Consider the following 15,860-nt stretch of genomic DNA (forward strand, 5'->3'; position numbering starts at 1 on the left):
ATGGCATCTGCATCTGCACATATCGACATCCCGGCCTCGGCCGATCAGGTCTGGCAATTGATCGGCGGCTTCAACACGCTGCCGGACTGGCTGCCGTTCATTCCCAAAAGTGAACTGAGCGACGGCGGCCGTGTTCGCACCTTGCAAACCGCTGACGGCGCCGTGGTGATCGAACGCCTGCAAGCGTTCGATAACGCCGCCAAGACCTACAGTTACTCGATTGAACAGGCACCGTTTCCGGCAACGGATTATCTGGCGACGATCAAGGTTGAAGCTCAGGGGCAGGGCGCACGGGTCACGTGGTCAGGGCGCTTCACCGCCAAAGGCGTGAGCGATGAAGAAGTGGTGGCGCTGTTCACCGGCATCTACCAGGGCGGCCTCGAAGCCCTGCGGGCCAACTACCCAACCTGATCATCCACCATAAAAACCTGTGGGAGCGGGCAAGCCCGCTCCCACATGGATCGCATGTGCGCCCCGGATTATGTGTACAGCCGAGATCCCTGTAGGAGTGAGCCTGCTCGCGATAGGGGTGAGTCAGACGATACATTTGTTGCCTGACACACCGCCATCGCGAGCAAGCTCAGCTCCTACACTGATTTGTGGTGTGCACGGGATTTTTTGTGCGACTAAGAACCCTGTAGGAGCCGAGCTTGCTCGCGAAAGCGGAGGGTCAGACGATACATTTGTTGCCTGACACACCGCCTTCGCGAGCAAGCTCAGCTCCTACACTGATTTGTGCTGTGCCCGGGATTTTTTGTGCGACTAAGAACCCTGTAGGAGCCGAGCTTGCTCGCGAAAGCGGAGGATCAAACGATACATTTGTTGCCTGACACACCGCCTTCGCGAGCAAGCTCAGCTCCTACATTGATTTGTGGTGTGCACGGGATTTTTTGTGCGACTAAGAACCCTGTAGGAGCCGAGCTTGCTCGCGAAAGCGGAGGATCAGACGATACATTTGTTGCCTGACACACCGCTTTCGCGAGCAGGCTCACTCCCACATTGATTGCATTCCAAATGAACTTCAGGAATGGGTGATCAGGCTCTGCCGGCAGTCGAGCACCAGTTTCGCGCCGCCGAGGTCGCTGGTGCCGACTTCAAGGTTGAAGCCGTGCAAGCTGACAATCGCCGCAACGATCGAAAGCCCTAATCCGAACCCGCTCTGCGGCTGCCCACCCTCGGTGCGATAGAAACGCTGGAACACCGCCTCACGCTCTGACTCGGCAATCCCCGGCCCCGAATCGTGCACTTCGATGCGCGTATGCCCTGCGTCATTCACACCGCGCAAAATCACCGTGCCACCCGCCGGGGTGAATTTGATCGAGTTGCTCAACAGGTTCGCCAGCGCCTCAAACAACAACGCCCGGTCGCCATTCAGCGCCGGCAATGTTTCCGGCATGTTCAGTTCGAAATGCAGCTCATCTTCTTCAGCCAGCGGCAGATAAAACTCATGCAGTTCCTGCAGCAATTGCACCGGATCCAGCTCGACAAAACCGGAGCGGCGCTGGCGATCTTCCAGTTCGGAAATCCGCAACAAACCACGAAACCGCGCCATCAGCGTATCCGCTTCGGCCAGTACCAAATCCAGTTGCGCTGCTTCCTGCGAGCCTTCACCCGCCTGTTGCTGCATGCGATACAACTGCGCGCGCAAGCGGGTCAACGGTGTGCGCAAGTCATGGGCGATGTTGTCGCAAACCCCCTTGACCTCGTTCATCAAACGCTCGATGCGCTCAAGCATGGCGTTGACGATGGCGGCGAGCATGTCCAGTTCATCGCGGCGGTTGGACAGTGGCAGGCGATGGGTCAAGTCGCCCGCGACGATCGCCTGAGCGCTGTCCTGAATCGCTCTGATCCGCCGCAAAGGTCGGCGTCGCAGCAAGTGCCAACCGGCGATCCCCGGCAGAATCGTGAATGACACCCCCCAGAACAACGCATGCAAAATGATCCGCGTCACCGCGAACAGCGAACCGTTGTCGCGCAGTAGCACCAGCCAGCGGCCGTCGCGGGTCTGCGTGGCGACGGCATCGCAACTGTCGTTGGGCAGGGTCGGATCATCGGAGCCCGCGCAGTCGGCGAGCATGTGAATCTTGCCGTCCAGCGGCAGACCTTCGGGGATTTGTTGCAGGGCGCCGCCAAGGTAGCGGCCTTCGACGTCGAACAGGCCATAAGCGTCGATGCCACGAATGTCGAAAGTCATGCTCGCGGCGAGGGCGTCTTCCAATTGTTCGCCGCGAAAGTGCGAGAACAGATGCTGACGTTGCATCAGCGAATGCTTGGCGAGGTTATCGAGGTAGCTGGACACCTCGTAATACATGACCCCCATGAGGATCGCGCTCCAGGCCACGAACAACGAACTGTACAGCGCCAGCAAGCGGCTGCTGGAAGAGCGCCAGCCGTCAGACGGGTTCGGCAATGACATAACCGGAGCCCCGTACCGTGCGGATCAGTGGAACATTGCCCACCGCGTCGATTTTCTTGCGCAAGCGGCCGATGTGCACGTCGATCAGGTTGGTGCCCGGGTCGAAGTGATAGCCCCAGACCTCTTCGAAAATCATCATCCGCGACAGAATCTGGCCGCTGTTGCGCATCAGAAATTCGAGCAATTTATATTCGGTCGGCAGCAGCGTCAGCACTTGTTCGGCGCGGCGTGCTTCGTGGCTGATCAAATCCAGCTCAAGGTCGGCGACTTGCAACGTGGTCGGTGGCGTATCGGCGCTGCTTTGGCGGCGCAACAGCACTTCAACCCGCGCGGCCATCTCATCGGTGGCGAACGGTTTGGTCAGGTAGTCATCACCACCGGCGCGCAAACCGCGCACGCGTTCATCGACATCGGAGAGGGCGCTGATCATCAGAATCGGCGTGGACACGCCCATGGTGCGCAGCGTTGTGACGATGGCCAGGCCATCCAGTTCGGGCAGCATGCGATCAAGTGTGATCAGGTCGTAGTTGCCGCTGACGGCACGGTCCAGGCCTTCTCGGCCATTGTCGACCCAATCCACGTCGAGGCCATGGCTGCTCAGTTCGGCAACGATTTCCCGGGCGGTCACGGCGTCGTCTTCGATGGTCAAAATGCGAGTCATGGGCAGGCCTGCTGATCGGTTGAAACGGAATGGCAGCATTTTGCCAAGATTTTTGCCTGACGCTTTAAATTAACTTTCATGTAGGGGCTGTCAGAAACGCAGATTCGCTTGCTGCGGATCAATGCAGACTAATGCATAAAACCCGCTGTAATTCACAGCTTGTTGCAATTTGCATGGTCTTAGGAAGTTCATTCTTTGTAACCGATTGAAAATAAACGATTTATTTAATATCTGCATCTGGCACGGTCGCTGCAATTCCTCTCTCGAACGAGTTGTAACACCATTTTTCATGCCTGGAGCAGAACAACAATGAATAGATCCTCTGATGGGTTTTATCCTGCCTTTGAAGGAGATTCGAGCAACGTCTCAGGGGTGTCCTGGGGCGCGATCTTCGCTGGCGCGGCGGCGGCTGCGGCATTGTCGTTGATCCTTGTACTGCTCGGTTTCGGTCTGGGTTTCTCCGCTGTTTCACCGTGGGCCGGGGAGGGCGTGAGTGCCAAGGGCCTGGGTATTTCAACAATCGTGTGGCTGGCGGCGACGCAGATTATCGCTTCCGGCATGGGCGGTTATGTGGCCGGGCGTCTGCGCGTCAAGTGGGCGAACATGCACGGTGACGAGGTGTACTTCCGCGACACCGCGCACGGTTTCCTCGCCTGGTGTGTGGCAACGTTGGTCACCGCAACATTAGTGGTCGGCTCGGTCAGCAGCATTGTCAGCGGCGGTGTGCAGGCCGGTGCCAGCGTGGCGGGCGGTGCAGCCAGTGCCATGACCCAGGCGGCCGGTACCGCTGCGGCGAACACCGACAGCAACCAGTACGGTTACTTCATCGACAGCCTGTTCCGTGATGATCGCCCGGCTTCGGTCAGCGATGACGCTGCCCACGGCGCCGTGGCCCGCATCTTCGCGCAAAGCCTGGCCAACGGTCAGCTGAGTGCCGAGGACCGTACCTACCTGGCGCAGTTGGTCGCTCAACGTACTAACTTGTCGCAGGCTGATGCCGAGCGCCGTGTAGATGAAGTCTATGCCCGCACTCAGAAAGCCATCGCCGACGCCAAAGTCAAAGCTCAACAAGCGGCTGACACCGCTGCGAAAGTCGCTGCCTGGACTTCGCTGTGGATGTTCATCGCGCTGCTGGCCGGTGCCTTCTTCGCCAGCCTCGCGGCCACCTTTGGCGGTCGTCGTCGCGATGCAGTCGAGTACGTTGAAGTCGATACCTACACCACGACCACTCCAGTCCGTTAAACAAGGAGCATCACCATGCGCTCACTTCTACTGTTTTTTCTCGGCGTACCGATCCCGATCATCATCCTGATTGCGCTGTTCGTACACTGATCTATTGGGGCTTATGCCTCGGCCGCTTGCACCTTCGGGTGCAAGCGGCTTTTTCGTTTCTGCCTGAATGACCGGCTACCGATCTGGGTCAATATTTCCCTCTGGAATATTCACTAACGTATTTGATCCAGACCTTGGCTGGGCGTGAGCTACAGTGCAACAGGCGCAAGTACTGCGCTGACGTAGTAGCCGAAGCGACGCACGAATCAAATGAAGTGAACACGTCGACACGCTGTAGTACAGCAAGGAGCGGACGCACAACTCCCCTGAACTTTTCACGGATGAATTGCAATGCACTGCCTAGTAAGAACCTTCGATATCCAGCCCTTGGCGCAGGCGGATATGACTGTCCATATCAACGGCCAGGCGGTCGATGCCGCCATCGGCGAAACCGTCCTCAGCGTCATTCAAGCCCTCGGCATGCGCCAGATCGCACGCAACGACCATGAGCAGATCAGCGGTGCCTACTGCGGCATGGGCGTGTGCCAGTGCTGTCTGGTGAAAATCGATGGCCGGCACAAGCGCCGCGCCTGCCAGACGGTAGTGCGCGACGGTATGCAAATTGAAACTCAAGTCAACCGCATCACTGCGCAGGAGGTCGTATGAACCTGCATCCGGTGATTGTTGGCGGTGGGCCGGCGGGCATGGCCGCGGCCATTGAACTGGCTCGCCACGGCGTGCGCTGCACGGTGCTGGAAGAGGCTTCGCGTCTGGGCGGTGTGGTCTATCGCGGGCCATTGCGCGACGGCGTGCAACTGGATTACCTCGGGCCGCAGTACGCGGAAGCGCTGGGCAAATTGCACGGTGAATTTCAGCAGCATGCCGGGTTGATCGACGTTCGTCTCAACCACCGCGTGGTCGGCGCTGAGGGTACACGAGCATTGGTAGTGCTTGATGGCGACGAACAGTTGCACGAAATCCAATACCCACAATTGTTGCTCGCGGCCGGTTGCCACGAACGCAGCGTGCCGTTTCCTGGCTGGACGCTACCGGGCGTGATCATGCTCGGCGGCCTGCAGTTGCAGATTAAAAGTGGCGTGGTCAAACCCCAAAGCCCCGTGATCATTGCCGGCACCGGGCCCCTGCTGCCGTTGGTGGCGACGCAACTGCATGCGTCCGGCGTCAAGGTGTCTGGCGTTTATGAGGCCTGTGCGTTCGGCAAGATCGCCCGGGAGAGTCTGGCGCTGCTGAACAAACCACAGCTTTTTCTCGACGGGTTGAGCATGCTGGCCTATCTGAAACTGCATGGCATTCCGATGCACTACGGCTGGGGCGTGGTCGAAGCCCACGGCGAGGGCGGGCTGAAAAGCGTCAGCGTCGCGCCGTACTCGGCCACTTGGGAGCCGGACATGGCCAGCGTCGAGCGTTTTGAAGCGCAGACATTGGCCGTCGGTTACGGCTTTATCCCGCGTACGCAGCTCAGTCAGCAAATGGGCCTGGATCACGGTTTCAGTGACGACGGTTATCTGCGTGCCCATTCGAATATCTGGCAGCAAAGCAATCAGCCCCACGTGCATCTGGCCGGTGACATGGGCGGGATTCGCGGCGGTGAAGCGGCGATGCTCGCCGGCAAAATTGCCGCCACGTCGATCCTCTTGCAACGCGGCGTCTTCGAAGAGGAACTGGCGCAGATTCGCCGCGACCGCTTTCTGAGCAAACTCAAAGCCATTGTGCGGTTTCGCGCGGCGGTCGATCGCTACACCGAACGCGGGGTTGGCCAAACGGCATTGCCCGCGGCCGACACGGTTATCTGCCGCTGCGAACACGCCACCCGTGCCGACATCGATCTGGCGCTGGAGCAAGGCGTGCAAGACATCGCCAGTCTGAAAATGCGCACCCGCGTGAGCATGGGCGATTGTCAGGGGCGCATGTGCGTCGGCTATTGCAGCGACAGGCTGCGCCAAGCCACCGGGCGCAAGGACGTCGGTTGGCTGCGCCCGCGTTTCCCGATTGATCCGATTCCCTTTTCCGCGTTTCAGTCCGTCGGCACGGAGGCCGTTTCCCATGAGTAAGTTCTACGACGTGATCATCGCCGGCGGTGGCGTGATCGGCGCGTCCTGCGCCTATCAATTATCAAAACGCAAAAATCTTAAAGTCGCGCTGATCGACGCCAAGCGCCCGGGTAATGCGACGCGTGCTTCGGCCGGCGGTTTGTGGGCGATCGGCGAGTCGGTCGGCCTCGGTTGCGGGGTGATCTTTTTTCGCATGATGTCGGCCAACCGCAAGCGCGAAACCCAAGGCGCCGCTGTTGCAGTCGACTCGAGCACGCCGCACATTCTGCCGCCGTCATTCTTCGACTTTGCCCTGCAATCCAACGCGCTGTACCCGGCGCTGCACCGTGAGTTGAAGGACAACCACGGAATGGATTTCAAGTTCGAAAAAACCGGGCTGAAATTCGTTATTTATGACGATGAGGATCGGTTGTACGCCGAGCATATCGTCGGCTGCATTCCGCATCTGGCCGATCAAGTGCGCTGGCTGGATCGGGCCGAGTTGCGCGCAGCTGAACCGAGCGTCAGTCACGAAGCACGCGGGGCGCTGGAGTTTCTCTGCGACCATCAGGTCAGCCCGTTCCGTCTCGCCGATGCCTACACCGAAGGCGCGCGGCAGAACGGCGTCGATATCTACGTCAACACTAACGTGACCGGCGTGTTGCATCACGGTTCGCGGGTGACCGGCGTGCAAACGGCGGAAGAAGGCGTGTTCCACTGCAAAACCCTGATCAACGCGGGCGGTGCCTGGGCGGCAGATTTGAGCGAGTGGGCGACCGGCATCCGTATTCCGGTAAAACCGGTGAAGGGCCAGATTCTGCTGACCGAACGCCTGCCGAAAATCCTCAACGGCTGCCTGACCACCAGCGATTGCTACGTGGTGCAAAAGGACAACGGTGAAATCCTGATTGGCAGCACCACCGAAGACAAAGGCTTCGACGTCACCACCACCTATCCGGAAATAGCCGGGCTGGTGCAGGGCGCGGTGCGCTGTTTGCCAGAGCTCAAGGATGTGAACCTGAAACGCACATGGGCGGGATTGCGCCCGGGTTCGCCGGATGAGTTGCCGATTCTGGGGCCGATGCGCGGCGTGCAAGGGTATTTGAATGCCTGCGGGCACTTCCGCACCGGCATTCTGACCTCGGCGATCACCGGCGTGTTGCTGGACAAACTGGTCAATGATGAACCGTTGCCGTTGGACATCACGCCGTTTCTGGCTGATCGGTTTGAAGCAGTGCCGGTCAAGCAAGCCCTGGAACTCGAACTGGCCTGACACAATCCTCCTGTAGGAGCTGCCGAAGGCTGCGATCTTTTGATCTAGATCTTTAAAATCAGAGTCAAAAGATCGCAGCCTTCGGCAGCTCCTACAGGGTTGGGTGATCACATTATTTCGGTATTGAACACGGGCTCAGGGCTTACGCGATTCCTCTTCCAACTGATCCGACTCAAACAGCCGCGCCAGCTCCGCTCTGGCTTCCTGGGCGGTTTGCAGCACCTTGGCCATGTCGTCGTAAACCGCATGTTGCGCTTCCAGTACCTGTTCGTCGTGATGCTTGAAGCGTTTGATCCGCGCATCAGCCTGCGCTTGCGTCAACCCAAGCCCCACCAACGTGCGCCGGCTCATTTCCAGACTTGAGTAGTACGTTTCACGAATCGCCTCAGCGCCGACATCCACCAAGCGGTGAACATGCTGACGGTTACGCGCCCGGGCGATGATTTTCATGTGCGGATACAGCTTGCGCACCACTTCGGCGGTCTTGATGTTGGTCTCCGGATCGTCCGTGGCAATCACGAAATATTCCGCCTCGCCAACCTTCGCCGCGTTGAGAATTTCCGCGCGCATCGGGTCGCCGTAGAACACCGGCACACCGCCGAAGCTGCGCGACAGTTCGATGGTTTCCACCGACGTGTCGAGGGCGACAAACTTGATGTTCTGCGCACGCAAAATCCGCGCGACTATCTGACCCATCCGTCCCATGCCAGCGATCACCACGCGCGGGCTGTCGGTATCAATCTCGCGGAATTTCTCCGGTACTTCCACCGGCTGCACTTTCGGGCTGACCATTTTTGCGCAGATCAACAACAGCAGCGGGGTCACCGCCATCGACAGGGTGATGGTCAGTACCAGCAAATCATACAGGCGCGGATCGAACAGGTTCTGATCGCGTCCGATCTTGAACACCACAAAGGCAAACTCACCGCCAGCCGCCAACACGATACCGAGACGAATCGCACTGACCTTGTTCAGTCCGCCGGCCAAGCGTCCCACGATAAACAACAGTGGCAGTTTCAGACCAATCAACAGCAGCGTCAGCCCCAGTACAGTAATTGGCGCACTGAGCAGCAAACTGAGGTTGGCGCCCATGCCGACGCTGATGAAAAACAGACCGAGCAGCAAGCCTTTGAACGGTTCGATCTGCGCTTCCAGCTCATGGCGATATTCCGAATCCGCCAACAGCAGGCCGGCGAGAAACGCGCCCAGTGCCATCGACACGCCGACCAGATCCATCAGCCACGCCGTGCCGATCACCACCAGCAACGCGGTGGCGGTCGAGACTTCCGGCAGTCCGGTTTTCGCGACAATACGAAACACCGGGCGCAACAGATAACGGCCGCCGACCACGACCACGGCAATACTGCCCAGCACCTGTAAACCGTGGTTCAAGTCTTGAGCGGCGCTGGTGGTGTGATCGCCGCCGGCCAGCATTGGCACCAGCGCAATCAACGGGATCGCCGCAATGTCCTGAAACAGCAAAATCGCAAACGCCAGCCGACCGTGAGGGCTGGTCAGCTCCTTGCGTTCGGCCAGGCTTTGCAGGCCGAACGCCGTTGACGACAAGGCCAGACCGAGGCCGAGCACAATCGCGCTGTTGAGCGGTTGGCCGAAGGCGAACAACGCCAACACACCGATCACCGAGGCCGTCAGCAGCACCTGCGCCAGGCCAACGCCGAACACCGATTTACGCATCACCCACAACCGTCGCGGCGACAGCTCAAGGCCGATGATGAACAGCAACAACACCACGCCCAATTCAGAAATATGGCTGACGCTTTGCGGGTTACCGATCAGCCCCAGCACGGACGGGCCGATGATCACCCCGGCAAACAGATAACCGAGCACAGCGCCCAATTGCAGACGTTTGGCCAAAGGCACGATAAGCACCGCCGCCAATAGAAAGACGACGATGGCTTGTAACAAATTGCCTTCATGGGGCATGGGTTTACTCCTGACAACGGTACGGCGAATGCGGCAAGGATAAGGGCTGGCTGCTCGACGCACCACAAAACCGAGCATCGCATCCCTTGGACACACCCTGTAGGAGCTGCCGAAGGCTCGGGCCGCGATCGGACGATCTTTTGATCTTTGTTTCGCCTCCAAAAATGAAAGATCAAAAGATCGCAGCCTTCGGCAGCTCCTACAGGGATCCAGATGTGCTCTGTAATAATTTGCTTCAATTGGTTACATTTATAACCCCTGCGTATCAATCCCTGCGAGTCCGCCATGGCCATCAACTTCGACCTCAACGACCTGCAAGCCTTTCGCGCGGTGGTCGAGCAGGGCAGTTTTCGCAAGGCCGCCGACACCGTGCGACTGTCGCAACCAGCCCTGAGCCGGCGCATCGAAAAGCTCGAAGACGCCCTCGGGGTAAAGCTGTTCGAGCGCACCACTCGCAAAGTCAGCCTGACTCAGGCCGGACGCGGGTTTCTGCCCAGCGTCGAGCGTTTGCTGGATGATCTGGATGTTGCGCTGCTCGGCATCAGCGAAGTCGCCTCGACCCGATTGGGCCACGTCACCGTCGCCTGCGTGCCGTCTGCCGCGTACTTCTTCATGCCGCGCGTGGTCGCCCGCTATCACCAGCAATTTCCGCGAATCAAGGTCAAAGTCCTCGACTCCAGCGCCCACGATGTCCTAACCGCCGTGGTCAACGGCGAGGCGGATTTCGGTTTGAGTTTTATGGGCACGCAGGATGCCAAAGTTGATTTCGAACCGCTTGTGCAGGAGTGCTACGTGGTCGCTTGTCGCCGCGATCACCCGTTGGCCGGGCGCAGCAGCGTGACGTGGGACGAGTTTTATCAGCAGGATTACATCTCGCTGGACAAGACCTCGGGCAATCGCTTTTTGCTAGATCAAGCGTTGAGCCGGGTGGTGCCGCAGCGTCAAAGTATCTGCGAAACCCTGCATGTGACGACGATGATCGGTTTGGTGGAGGCCGGGTTGGGCGTGGCGGCGGTGCCGTTGATGGCGATGCCGGGGCCGGATCATCCGATTCTGACGCGGGTGCCGCTGACCGATCCGCAGGTGATGCGCAGCGTCGGCATCATCAAGCGCCGGGATCGTACGTTGACCCCGGCAGCATTGGAACTGGAGCGGCTGGTGGTGGAAATGAAAGTCGTGTCGCCGACCGTCAGCGCTTGACCGAATCCAGCCCGGTCGCTTGCACGTCAGCCTGGGCGGCGGGCGCGGCGAGATAAGCGAGCAAGGCTTTCGCCTCGGCCGGGTGTTCTGCGTTCACCGGAATACCGGCAGCAAAACGCGTCACCGACTGCACCGATTCCGGAATCTTCGCGACAAAACTCACCCCCGGCACCGGCAGCAATTCGCTGACTTGCTGGAAGCCCAGTTGATAGTCGCCAGTGGCAACCACCGAGCCCACCGGGACTTTCGGGATCATCTTCGCTTTCGGTTTCAGTTGATCTTCGATGCCGAGTTTCTTGAACAACTGCTGCTCGATGTACACGCCGCTGGCGCTGTCGGAGTAAGCCACCGACTGTGCGTCGAGCAGGGTTTTCTTCAGGTTGTCGACGTTGCTGATGTCCGGTTTCGCCGCGCCTTCGCGTACCACCAGGCCGATCCGCGAGTCTGCCAGTTCAACGCGGGAAGCCGCGTCGACCTTGCCTTGTTTGATCAAGTCATCGAGGGCATAGCCGACCATGATCACCACGTCGGCGTGTTCACCGCGCGCGAGGCGATTGGGGATCGCTTCCGGCGCCTTGCCCATCGACGGGCCGAGTTGGGTGTCGAGGGTGTTGCCGGTGGCGGCAGCGAATTTCGGGCCGAGGATTTTGTAGGCAGCGGTGAAGCCCCCCGACGTCATCACGTTCAGTTGTTCGGCATGTGCCAGAGCGCTGAACGCGAAGAGGGCGAGGGCGGTGAGGTTGAAGAGTTTTTTCATGGTCATTATTCCTTATGCGGCAACCGGTTGCAGACGGCCGCCCGCGCGGCGATAGAGGTACAGCGTCGCGCACAATGCGCACAGCGCGCCGATGCTCATCCAGTAACCCGGCGCGGCTTTGTCGCCGGTGTACTGAATCAGGAAGGTCGACATGGCCGGGGTGAAACCGCCGAAAATTGCGGTCGCCAGGCTATACGCGAGGGAGAAACCGGCCACACGCACTTCGACCGGCATGATCTCGGTCAGCGCCGGAATCATCGCGCCGTTGTACATGCCGTAGATAAACGACAGCCACAACAGCGACAGCAACATGTGGCTGAAGCTTGGCGCCTGCACCAGATACGACAGCGCCGGATAAGTCGTAGCCAGTGCCAGCAGTGACATCGCGATCAGCACCGGGCGACGGCCGATGCGATCCGACAACATGCCGCCGATTGGCAGCCAGAAGAAGTTCGACACGCCGACCAGCAAAGTCACCAGCAGCGCATCCGAGGTACTCAGGTGCAGCACGGTTTTGCCGAACGTCGGCGCATAAACGGTGATCAGGTAAAACGCGGTGGTGGTCAGGGCGACCATCAACATCCCGCCGAGCACCACCACCCAGTTCTGGCCAAGGGTGCGGAACACTTCGCCCATCTTTGGACGGTGTTTGCGCGCGGCAAACTCTTCGGTTTCCGCCAGATTACGACGCAACAGAAAGATGAACGGCACGATCATGCAACCGACGAAAAACGGAATGCGCCAGCCCCAATCGGCAATCACGTCCGGCGCCATCCACGCGTTCAGCGCGAAGCCCAACGCAGCGGCAACGATGATCGCCACTTGCTGACTGGCCGACTGCCACGCGGTGAAAAAGCCCTTGCGGCCCGGCGTAGCGATTTCGGACAAATACACCGAAACCCCGCCCAATTCCGCACCGGCGGAGAAGCCTTGTAACAGACGCCCGATCAGCACCAGCGCCGGCGCAAACAGGCCGATGGTTTCGTATCCGGGCACCAACACAATCAATATCGTGCCGCTGGCCATGATCGACAACGTGACGATCAAACCCTTACGGCGACCGACGTCATCGATGTACGCACCGAGCACGATTGCCCCCAGCGGACGCATCAAAAAGCCTGCGCCGAACACCGCGAAGGTCATCATCAGGGACGCGAATTCACTGCTCGCCGGGAAAAACACCGACGCGATTTGTGTGGCATAGAAGCCGAACAGAAAGAAGTCGAACTGTTCGAGGAAGTTGCCCGAGGTCACCCGGAAAATGGCGCCGGCCCGCGAGCCGCCGTGAGGGATTGTGGCTGTCATAGCAAAGTACTCCACCGCTTTTATGACGTGCGCCACGGAGAGTCTGCGCACGGATGTTATTGGGGCGGATGGTGGCGCAGGTGTAACAATATGTTAATTGCATTGTTGGCATGCATTGATGTGTAAAGCGGATCAATACCCTTAACGACATCGCACAACCCTGTGGGAGCGGGCTTGCTCGCGAAAGCGGTGTGTCAGTCGCTAGATATATTGCCTGGGCTACCGCATTCGCGAGCAAGCCCGCTCCCACAGTTGATCGGGGTGACCACAGATTTTGCGAGCACCCCGCAATCCTGTGGGAGTCTGGCTTGCCAGCGATGGCGGTCTACGCGTCAGCAGTTGCGACCAGAAACGGTGGCAACGGACAATCGAGCAAATCAGCCACCGCGCGGAAAATTTCCGCCTCAGCCACGGTGATTACGCCGTCATGCATCACACAACGAGTCATCGCGTTGAGCAGGGCGGGCCGCTCTTCCGGCATAAGATGGCGCAGACGCTTGATCGCCGCTTCCAGTCCTGCCAGTTCTTCCAGTTCAATCGGCAGTTCTTCCGGCGGTTCGAACGTCAGTCCTTCCCAGGCAAAATGCAGCGCCTGCAAGGCTGCCTGTTGATTCTGCTGCCCGGCGCGGGCCATGGCGTTGAGCAAAACCAGCAATTGTTCCGCGCATTGGAACAAACCGAACTTGAACTGAACCGCAGGCGCGCCCTCGACATTGCGTTCGACGATGCGCAGCAGTGTCCACTCCAGTAGCTCGGTTTCGTTGTCGGCATTTATCAGCCGGTTCATGGTTTGCTTCATCGCCGCGAAGGGCTTCTTGTCTAGGTGCTTGAGGCTGGAGATAGCGAGATCCAGAAGCGGTACGCGCAGTCCGGGATTGAGCGTCGATAACGGTTCATGTAGCTGGTTGAGGGTGTCGAATATTGTGGTGTCGATATCATCTCGCAGTGCATCGAGTTGAATTGCCGAGAGTGAAGGCGAGCGGGAAATTAGCAATCCATAGACGATGGCCTGTGCGCCACCGGTGCTGTGAGCGGCATCTTTAAGAGTTTGGGGGATGACGCCGATGGTAGAAATGGGAGCCTGATCCGCATTCATCTCGTAAAGCACAGCCATGGCTGAATCAGGAACCATGCTGAAGACGTCAGACAGATGCGGAAAGGTTCGAGGCTCGGTTCGCGCTTGGATTGATCCCGGGATATTGGTAAAACTGCCATCCCAAAGAGGATCAATCCGCCGAATGCGCTCGCCAATATCAGGGTGAGTGGCTAGCTGGTTTTTCAACGGCTTTGCTGAGCCGTCGCTGAAGTACAGATGACTGAACTGCTGGGCTCGTGGTGAACTCAAGGACGAACCTTGACTGGCAATCTTTTTCAGCGCACCGGCAAGGCCCTGGGGGTTGCGCGTAAATTGCACGGCACTGGCATCCGCCAAAAACTCGCGTTGGCGACTGACCGCTGCCTTGATCAGATTGCCAAAGTAACTACCGGCAAAACCGGCCGCGCACAGTATCAGTCCGAGACAAGCCAGTACGAAAACCAACCGGCCATCACGCTTTTCACCCTTGCCGGTATTGGCTAGCCCTGCGAGTAAGGAAGCGCCTGCCAAACCCAGCACCAGTATTCCGTGAACCACTGCCACCAACCGCGTGTTGAGGCGCATATCGCCGTTGTAGATATGGCTGAACTCATGAGCGATGACGCCTTGCAACTCATCGCGAGTCAGCAGTGTTATTGCACCCTGAGTCACACCGATCGCTGCATCTTCGGTCGTGAATCCGGCGGCGAAAGCGTTGATGCTCTCATCCGGCAGCAGGTAAACCGCCGGTACAGGGACACCAGAGGCCAGCGCCATTTCCTCGACTACGTTCATTAACTGGCGCTCTTCCAGCGTGCGCACGTCTTCGTTAACAGAGCGCCCGCCAAGCGTCTGCGCAACGACTTTGCCGCCACCGCGCAGTTGAAAGAATTTGTACAGACTGCCCGCCAGCACAATGCCCGACACCCATGTTGCGGTGAACGCCAACGCACGCCAGGCGGCGCCCATGTCGCTGTTGTGTCGGCGATCAAAGGCGCCGATGACGAAGGGCAGGCTGGTGAGCAGAATCAGGCAGGCAACTGCCATGACCATCAGCAAGATCAGCCGCGCAGTCTGATGTCGAGCCTGACGCTGTTGTTCAAAAAAATTCATGAAGCCATCCGTTGGCAAAGAGGATCAGAACGACACTTTTGGAGCGACCTTGATGGCCAATGTGTCAGCGAATTTAAGGGGAGCGGCATCGGTGCCGTGGCCAAAACTGGTCGCCAGCAGCACCGCCGGAAAACTCTGTTTGAGCGTGTTGTAAGCCATCACCGCATCGTTGTAAGCCTGGCGCGCGAAACTCACTCTGTTCTCGGTGCTGCTCAACTCTTCACTCAGTTGCAGCATGTTCTGCGAAGCTTTCAGATCCGGATAAGCCTCGAGCGTCACGGTCAAACGATCCACGGCGCCGTTGAGCGCGCTGTCGGCCTGACCCAATTGTTCGATGTTTTGCGCCTTGCCCGGTTGCGACTGTGCGGCTGCAAGCACCGCCACTGCGGCATTGCGCGCGACGATCACGGCTTCGAGGGTTTCGCGTTCGTTGGCCATCGCACCTTTGGCGATGACCACCAGATTGGGGATCAGGTCATAACGACGTTTGAGCTGCACTTCGACTTGCGCGAAGGCGTTCTTGATTTCGTTGCGCCGCGCCACCAGCGAGTTGAACACGCGCATGGCGTAGAGGGCGCACAGCGCCAGCAAAACCAGATTGACGACGAGATAGGTGTTCACGGTGATGTCCTTTTCACTCGGCGGGAAATTGCGCGGCATGGTAGCGCAAAAACATCACTCCTGTGGGAGCCTGGCTTGCCAGCGAAGGCGGCATGACCGGCGACTACAATTTCCCGGCCAGCCATAGCAAAAACACGGAATGATTCCCGCGCCCCGCAGTCGGAGTTCAGGT

13 protein-coding genes are annotated in these 15,860 nt (G+C 58.9%); 6 read left to right on the forward strand and 7 right to left on the reverse strand.

From position 1 onward, the window contains the following. Entirely contained in the window at positions 1 to 411 is a 411-nt protein-coding gene (locus ACIOMO_RS00230; protein WP_159814704.1) for an SRPBCC family protein, read from the forward strand. 610 nt (positions 412 to 1,021) lie between these two features. On the opposite strand, the gene ACIOMO_RS00235 is transcribed toward ACIOMO_RS00230, so the two are convergent. Together ACIOMO_RS00235 and ACIOMO_RS00240 are read right to left on the reverse strand one after the other, a co-directional pair. Then, entirely contained in the window at positions 1,022 to 2,416 is a 1,395-nt protein-coding gene (locus ACIOMO_RS00235; RefSeq protein WP_401237405.1) for a sensor histidine kinase, read from the reverse strand. Then, positions 2,394 to 3,077, reverse strand: a complete 684-nt coding sequence (locus ACIOMO_RS00240; RefSeq protein ID WP_212544654.1) for a response regulator transcription factor — start codon at positions 3,075 to 3,077, stop codon at positions 2,394 to 2,396. Before ACIOMO_RS00240 ends, ACIOMO_RS00235 begins: the two co-directional genes overlap by 23 nt. Before the next feature lie 309 nt (positions 3,078 to 3,386). On the opposite strand from ACIOMO_RS00240, the gene ACIOMO_RS00245 reads away from it, so the two are divergent. From ACIOMO_RS00245 to hcnC, 4 genes are all read left to right on the forward strand, one after another. Continuing rightward, a complete protein-coding gene (locus tag ACIOMO_RS00245) occupies positions 3,387 to 4,319 on the forward strand; it encodes a hypothetical protein (RefSeq protein ID WP_053121485.1) in 933 nt (310 codons plus the stop codon). 381 nt (positions 4,320 to 4,700) lie between these two features. Then, on the forward strand, positions 4,701 to 5,015 hold the full coding sequence (gene hcnA / locus ACIOMO_RS00250; RefSeq protein WP_053121483.1) for a cyanide-forming glycine dehydrogenase subunit HcnA: 315 nt from the start codon (positions 4,701 to 4,703) through the stop codon (positions 5,013 to 5,015). Next, positions 5,012 to 6,421 carry a cyanide-forming glycine dehydrogenase subunit HcnB gene (gene hcnB / locus ACIOMO_RS00255; RefSeq protein ID WP_401237407.1) on the forward strand — a complete coding sequence of 470 codons (1,410 nt, stop codon included), beginning with the start codon at positions 5,012 to 5,014 and terminating at the stop codon, positions 6,419 to 6,421. Before hcnA ends, hcnB begins: the two co-directional genes overlap by 4 nt. After that, the gene (gene hcnC, locus ACIOMO_RS00260; protein WP_401237409.1) at positions 6,414 to 7,673 is read left to right on the forward strand and encodes a cyanide-forming glycine dehydrogenase subunit HcnC; all 1,260 of its coding nucleotides are present in this window, start codon (positions 6,414 to 6,416) and stop codon (positions 7,671 to 7,673) included. The genes hcnB and hcnC overlap by 8 nt, the downstream gene beginning before the upstream one ends. A gap of 135 nt (positions 7,674 to 7,808) precedes the next feature. Here the strand turns inward: hcnC and ACIOMO_RS00265 are convergent, their stop codons facing one another. Next, positions 7,809 to 9,617 (reverse strand): monovalent cation:proton antiporter-2 (CPA2) family protein, encoded by a 1,809-nt coding sequence (locus ACIOMO_RS00265; RefSeq protein WP_401237411.1) that lies wholly within the window; start codon positions 9,615 to 9,617, stop codon positions 7,809 to 7,811. Positions 9,618 to 9,902: 285 nt separating this feature from the next. Here ACIOMO_RS00265 and ACIOMO_RS00270 point away from each other — a divergent pair, with 285 nt between their 5' ends. Next, positions 9,903 to 10,817 (forward strand): LysR family transcriptional regulator, encoded by a 915-nt coding sequence (locus ACIOMO_RS00270; RefSeq protein ID WP_212544650.1) that lies wholly within the window; start codon positions 9,903 to 9,905, stop codon positions 10,815 to 10,817. On the opposite strand, the gene ACIOMO_RS00275 is transcribed toward ACIOMO_RS00270, so the two are convergent. From ACIOMO_RS00275 to ACIOMO_RS00290, 4 genes are all read right to left on the reverse strand, one after another. Continuing rightward, the gene (locus tag ACIOMO_RS00275) at positions 10,807 to 11,574 is read right to left on the reverse strand and encodes a substrate-binding domain-containing protein (protein WP_053121472.1); all 768 of its coding nucleotides are present in this window, start codon (positions 11,572 to 11,574) and stop codon (positions 10,807 to 10,809) included. The genes ACIOMO_RS00270 and ACIOMO_RS00275 overlap by 11 nt on opposite strands. 12 nt (positions 11,575 to 11,586) lie before the next feature. Then, positions 11,587 to 12,879 carry an MFS transporter gene (locus tag ACIOMO_RS00280; RefSeq protein WP_053121470.1) on the reverse strand — a complete coding sequence of 431 codons (1,293 nt, stop codon included), beginning with the start codon at positions 12,877 to 12,879 and terminating at the stop codon, positions 11,587 to 11,589. Between the two features lie 325 nt (positions 12,880 to 13,204). After that, positions 13,205 to 15,067 (reverse strand): M48 family metallopeptidase, encoded by a 1,863-nt coding sequence (locus ACIOMO_RS00285; protein WP_053121468.1) that lies wholly within the window; start codon positions 15,065 to 15,067, stop codon positions 13,205 to 13,207. Between the two features lie 24 nt (positions 15,068 to 15,091). Next, on the reverse strand, positions 15,092 to 15,694 hold the full coding sequence (locus ACIOMO_RS00290; RefSeq protein WP_256218868.1) for a LemA family protein: 603 nt from the start codon (positions 15,692 to 15,694) through the stop codon (positions 15,092 to 15,094). Positions 15,695 to 15,860 lie beyond the last annotated feature (166 nt).

The sequence above is a fragment of the Pseudomonas sp. NPDC087804 genome, from assembly GCF_044742965.1.
Lineage (GTDB): Bacteria > Pseudomonadota > Gammaproteobacteria > Pseudomonadales > Pseudomonadaceae > Aquipseudomonas > Aquipseudomonas rustica.

Excerpts from the sequence above, each read along its gene's own strand:
- ACIOMO_RS00230 (WP_159814704.1), top strand. The coding sequence starts at position 1 with ATGGCATCTGCATCTGCACATATCGACATCCCGGCCTCGGCCGATCAG.
- ACIOMO_RS00235 (WP_401237405.1), bottom strand. The coding sequence starts at position 2,416 with ATGTCATTGCCGAACCCGTCTGACGGCTGGCGCTCTTCCAGCAGCCGC.
- ACIOMO_RS00240 (WP_212544654.1), bottom strand. The coding sequence starts at position 3,077 with ATGACTCGCATTTTGACCATCGAAGACGACGCCGTGACCGCCCGGGAA.
- ACIOMO_RS00245 (WP_053121485.1), top strand. The coding sequence starts at position 3,387 with ATGAATAGATCCTCTGATGGGTTTTATCCTGCCTTTGAAGGAGATTCG.
- hcnA (WP_053121483.1), top strand. The coding sequence starts at position 4,701 with ATGCACTGCCTAGTAAGAACCTTCGATATCCAGCCCTTGGCGCAGGCG.
- hcnB (WP_401237407.1), top strand. The coding sequence starts at position 5,012 with ATGAACCTGCATCCGGTGATTGTTGGCGGTGGGCCGGCGGGCATGGCC.
- hcnC (WP_401237409.1), top strand. The coding sequence starts at position 6,414 with ATGAGTAAGTTCTACGACGTGATCATCGCCGGCGGTGGCGTGATCGGC.
- ACIOMO_RS00265 (WP_401237411.1), bottom strand. The coding sequence starts at position 9,617 with ATGCCCCATGAAGGCAATTTGTTACAAGCCATCGTCGTCTTTCTATTG.
- ACIOMO_RS00270 (WP_212544650.1), top strand. The coding sequence starts at position 9,903 with ATGGCCATCAACTTCGACCTCAACGACCTGCAAGCCTTTCGCGCGGTG.
- ACIOMO_RS00275 (WP_053121472.1), bottom strand. The coding sequence starts at position 11,574 with ATGAAAAAACTCTTCAACCTCACCGCCCTCGCCCTCTTCGCGTTCAGC.
- ACIOMO_RS00280 (WP_053121470.1), bottom strand. The coding sequence starts at position 12,879 with ATGACAGCCACAATCCCTCACGGCGGCTCGCGGGCCGGCGCCATTTTC.
- ACIOMO_RS00285 (WP_053121468.1), bottom strand. The coding sequence starts at position 15,067 with ATGAATTTTTTTGAACAACAGCGTCAGGCTCGACATCAGACTGCGCGG.